Source organism: Flavobacterium sp. (assembly GCF_044339515.1).
Classification (GTDB): domain Bacteria; phylum Bacteroidota; class Bacteroidia; order Flavobacteriales; family Flavobacteriaceae; genus Flavobacterium.
The window spans coordinates 1-4,211 of sequence record NZ_JBIIVK010000090.1; the positions used below are offsets into that span (position 1 = coordinate 1).

The 4,211-nt window shown below is 37.5% G+C and carries 6 protein-coding genes; 3 read left to right on the forward strand and 3 right to left on the reverse strand.

Annotation, left to right across the window (positions count from 1 at the left end; translation table 11 throughout):
• The first annotated feature begins 15 nt into the window (after positions 1-15).
• Genes ACIQ0M_RS15200 through arsB form a run of 3 tightly spaced genes read left to right on the forward strand, consistent with a single transcriptional unit; the run spans position 16 to position 2,339 of the window.
• A complete protein-coding gene (locus ACIQ0M_RS15200; RefSeq protein WP_396153755.1) occupies positions 16-660 on the forward strand; it encodes a class I SAM-dependent methyltransferase in 645 nt (214 codons plus the stop codon).
• A 1-nt stretch (position 661) separates the two neighbouring features.
• Positions 662-1,273, forward strand: a complete 612-nt coding sequence (locus tag ACIQ0M_RS15205) for a low molecular weight phosphatase family protein (protein WP_396153757.1) — start codon at positions 662-664, stop codon at positions 1,271-1,273.
• Between the two features lies 1 nt (position 1,274).
• Positions 1,275-2,339 (forward strand): ACR3 family arsenite efflux transporter, encoded by a 1,065-nt coding sequence (arsB, locus tag ACIQ0M_RS15210; protein ID WP_396153759.1) that lies wholly within the window; start codon positions 1,275-1,277, stop codon positions 2,337-2,339.
• 102 nt (positions 2,340-2,441) lie between these two features.
• Here arsB and ACIQ0M_RS15215 read toward each other — a convergent pair whose 3' ends face one another.
• The 3 genes from ACIQ0M_RS15215 to ACIQ0M_RS15225 all read right to left on the reverse strand — a co-directional run.
• Complete coding sequence (locus tag ACIQ0M_RS15215) at positions 2,442-2,753, reverse strand: hypothetical protein (protein WP_396153761.1); 312 nt, start codon at positions 2,751-2,753, stop codon at positions 2,442-2,444.
• Complete coding sequence (locus tag ACIQ0M_RS15220) at positions 2,750-3,364, reverse strand: chromophore lyase CpcT/CpeT (protein WP_396153763.1); 615 nt, start codon at positions 3,362-3,364, stop codon at positions 2,750-2,752. The genes ACIQ0M_RS15215 and ACIQ0M_RS15220 overlap by 4 nt, the downstream gene beginning before the upstream one ends.
• 120 nt (positions 3,365-3,484) lie before the next feature.
• On the reverse strand, positions 3,485-4,211 hold a 727-nt coding region (locus tag ACIQ0M_RS15225; RefSeq protein ID WP_396153765.1), incomplete at its 5' end, for an SDR family oxidoreductase.

Below are 4,211 nucleotides of genomic sequence, written 5' to 3' on the forward strand. Positions count from 1 at the left end.
AAAAAGTAATTTTAGGTGAAAAATCGGGGTGGTCAATTTGAACCGAAATTGGGTGGTCACTTTCAACCGAAATCAGGTGGTCACTTTAAATCGGAATTGGGTGGTCAATTTGACCGGAATTTGCACACCACTTCTCTTCAATTCATTCAAGCGTGTAAGGTACCAAAGGAGGCCAAAATTATTGATGTTGGCGGTGGCGATAGTTACCTGATTGACCATTTATTGGATTTGGGTTATTCTAACTTAAGTTTACTGGATATTTCAGAAGCAGCCATTGAACGTACCAAAAAAAGGTTGGGTGAAAAAGGCAAAAGGGTGACCTTTATTGTTTCGGATAGTTTGCATTTTCAATCCGATGAAAAATTTGACATTTGGCATGACAGGGCTTCTTTTCATTTTTTTACGGAAGCTGACGATATTCAGCACTACAAAGCCAATGTAATCGCCAATACCACTTCAAATGCACATATAATCATTGGAACCTTTTCTGAAAATGGTCCGTTAAAATGCAGTGGACTTCCCATTACGCAATATTCAGTTGAAAAAATGGAAGCGGTTTTTGGGGATGATTTTGCATTGGAAAATTGTTTAACCGAAGACCATCAAACGCCTTTTGATACCGTTCAGAACTTTATTTTTTGTCATTATAAAAAACGATAAGATGTTTGAAAATTTAGCTAAAACCATTGAATCAATCCCTAAAATTGAAGTGCCAATTGAACGCAAAGACGTTTTACAACCCTTAATTGATTACCTTCAAAATAAAGTAAAGGCAAATGAAGAAATTCGTTTAAACTTTATTTGTACCCACAATTCCAGAAGAAGTCATTTGTCGCAAATTTGGGCACAAACGATGGCGTTTCATTTTGGGATTAAGAATGTTTTTTGCTATTCCGGTGGAACGGAAGCTACGGCGATGTTTCCGAAAGTGGTTGAAACGTTAACCAATCAAGGTTTTCTTATTCAAAAATTGAGTGAAACCGAAAATCCTGTTTATGTGGTGAAATTCGATGACAATCAACATCCGATTATTTGTTTTTCCAAAGCCAATTTTGATGATTTTAATCCGAAAAGTCAGTTTGGAGCCATCATGACCTGCAACAACGCCGACGAAGGTTGCCCAATGGTTTTTGGTGCAGAAGCCCGATTCCCCATTAAATACGATGACCCAAAAGCTTTTGACGGAACGGAACTTATGAATGAAAAATATGCCGAACGCAGTTTGCAAATTGCGAGTGAACTCTATTTTGTTTTTTCTCAACTAAAAAAATAATATGTCAGTTACGAATTGTGCACCCGTAGTCAATCGAAAAAAGTTAGGTTTCTTAGACCGCTATTTAACCCTTTGGATTTTTTTAGCCATGCTATTTGGAGTTGGAATAGGCTATTTTATTCCGAGTTCCTCCGAATTTATTCATTCCTTTTCCTCCGGAACGACCAATATTCCTTTAGCAATCGGACTGATTTTAATGATGTATCCGCCCTTAGCTAAAGTGAATTACAGTAAAATGGGTGAAGTGTTTCAAAACACCAAAGTTTTGGGTGCTTCTTTACTGTTGAATTGGGTGATTGGTCCTATCTTAATGTTTTTCTTAGCGTTACTTTTTTTAAACGGTTATCCCGAATACATGATAGGTGTCATACTAATTGGTTTGGCTCGATGTATTGCGATGGTGGTGGTTTGGAATGATTTGGCCGAAGGAAATAGAGAGTATGCCGCCGGTTTGATAGCGTTGAACAGTATTTTTCAAGTGTTGTTGTATAGCGTTTACGCCTATCTTTTTATTACCGTTTTACCGCCTTATTTTGGGTTTGAAGGTTCCATTGTGGACATCAGTATAAGTCAAATTGCAGAAAGTGTTGGGATTTATTTGGGTATTCCCTTTGCCTTAGGATTTTTAAGTCGTTATTTTTTAATGAAAATGAGAGGAGAAGAATGGTTTCAAACGAAATACGTTCCCTTCATTTCACCCATCACCTTAATCGCTCTTTTGTTTACCATTGTTTTAATGTTTAGCTTGAAAGGGGAATTAATTGTTGAAATTCCCATGGATGTGCTTCGAATTGCCCTTCCTTTAGTGATTTATTTCGCTATTATGTTTGTGGTTAGTTTTTTTATCGGCAAGTATTTTGGAGCTGATTATTCGAAAGCTACCTCTATTGCCTTTACCGCTACAGGGAACAATTTTGAGTTAGCCATTGCGGTAGCCATAGGTGTTTTTGGTATCAACAGCGGACAGGCATTTGCAGGAGTCATTGGTCCGTTGGTAGAAGTCCCCGCCTTGATTGCGTTGGTTAATTTGGCGTTTTGGTTTCGGAAGAAATATTATAAGGTCTAAAACATTTTGTTGATCTAACCATAAAGTAATTTAGGAACTGGAAAGTTTTTTTCGTTACTTTTTTTGAACCATTCCTTCTTAAAGTATTCTATAAGAGTTGAATTAGCTTCCCGCCCAAGGCGTTCCAAAAATACCAACTGCTAATTCTGCCCAAATTAAAAATAGTACGATCAATATAATGCCGCAGAAAAGAATTCGTTTTTTGGTTGAGCGAATGGTTCTCAATACGAATTCAACTGCTAAACCGGTTCCAACTAACAACATTCCGGCTGCTATAAAATCAAATATGTCCCATTTTACTTCATCCGTCAATTGCATGGCAATCAATGGAATACTTAAAATCAGGAGTACAATGCCGATGATTATCAGTATCCTTTTAGACATATTGCTTTTTACTTTTTCGGTGTATATCATTTAATTTTATCAAAAATGTAGCCGCCTTTTACGGCCCCCCACACTTGTTTGCCGTCTTTGTCAAACCCTTGGTCCCAAGAAAGAATTTGGGTAGGCGTTACTGTTACTTTTGAAGAAGCATAAGAAGCTCCTCTTAATTCACTCGGACAAGTTTTTTCACCGGTTTGGCCGATGAACGTTCCGTCAGGTTGTTTTTTTAAAATCACTTCGCAACCCGGTTTTAGTTCTATATCGGACTCTACTAAGTTATCAAATGCTTCTGGTGTTTTCCACATACCAATCCATTCTTTTTCGTTTTTGAGGGTGTAAATTTCGCTGATGAATTCATTGTTGCGTTGTGATACTTTATAAATCCGCACCCGATACGGACTGTCTTGTTTTTCAAACATCGCTTGTTCCACATACAGGTAATGTCCTTTACTTTTCCAAATCGGAGTCATGCGAAGGGAAATGTTGAAATATTCTTTGTCGTCAATCGATTGCTTTTCGGAAGAATAGATTCCTTGCATGATGGCAACAAGATAGGCTAAATCAGTTGTTTTCTTTTCTTGAGTAGAATTCCATCCGAAAAGGATAAAAATAGATAATAATGATACGATTTTGAAGTTCATGGCTATGTTTCAGGTTTCAGGTTTCAAGTTTCAGGTTGATGGCTATTTATTTTATTTTCAAAGAAAAAGAAAATTTCTCAAATTTTTCAAATCTGCGTTCCAAAAACTTCTCCTATATCATTATTTCGCAATATTCCGAATCATCCCACCAAAAATAAAAAAGTGGAACGGCACTAAACTATACCAATACAATCTTCCGAAAAGTCCTCTGGGTCGAAAGGTGGCAATTTGATGCAAAACATTTTGTTCATCAATTCTAAATTCGAGCCATGCTTCGCCAGGCAGACGCATTTCGGCAAACAAAAGCAATCGTTTTTCCTCTTTGTTGGCTAAAATCACCCGCCAAAAGTCGAGTGAATCGCCATTGTCCAAATGCGTGGGATGGGTTCTTCCTCTTCGCAACCCAACGCCACCCACTAATTTATCGATAAATCCTCGTAACTGCCACATCCAGTTGCCATAGTACCAACCTTTTGTTCCTCCGATGGTCCAAATATTTTCGAGGACTTTTTCGGGATGTTCAATTTTTATTTTCTGCTCATCTTTTAAACAGCCAAAAGTGGGCACTTGAATAAATTCAGATAAGTTGTGTTGAAATTCACTACTTACTAAGCTGTCTTTCCAGCTGGAAATGACCAAGTTTTGTTCAATTTTGATGAAGGCTAATTTGATGGCATCGGTATAGGAGATGGGTTTGATGCCCAGTATTTTTTGCAAACGGTTGTCTTTACAAACGACTTCCATTTTCATGCTATCTACTAAATTCATGGCCAACTTGTAAGAAGTAGAGGTTACAAAATACAGCCAATAGGAAGATAATTTTGGGGTCATGACCGGTACGGTGTAA

Coding starts and splice junctions, on each gene's coding strand:
- ACIQ0M_RS15205 (WP_396153757.1), top strand. CDS start 662: ATGTTTGAAAATTTAGCTAAAACCATTGAATCAATCCCTAAAATTGAA.
- arsB (WP_396153759.1), top strand. CDS start 1,275: ATGTCAGTTACGAATTGTGCACCCGTAGTCAATCGAAAAAAGTTAGGT.
- ACIQ0M_RS15215 (WP_396153761.1), bottom strand. CDS start 2,753: ATGATATACACCGAAAAAGTAAAAAGCAATATGTCTAAAAGGATACTG.
- ACIQ0M_RS15220 (WP_396153763.1), bottom strand. CDS start 3,364: ATGAACTTCAAAATCGTATCATTATTATCTATTTTTATCCTTTTCGGA.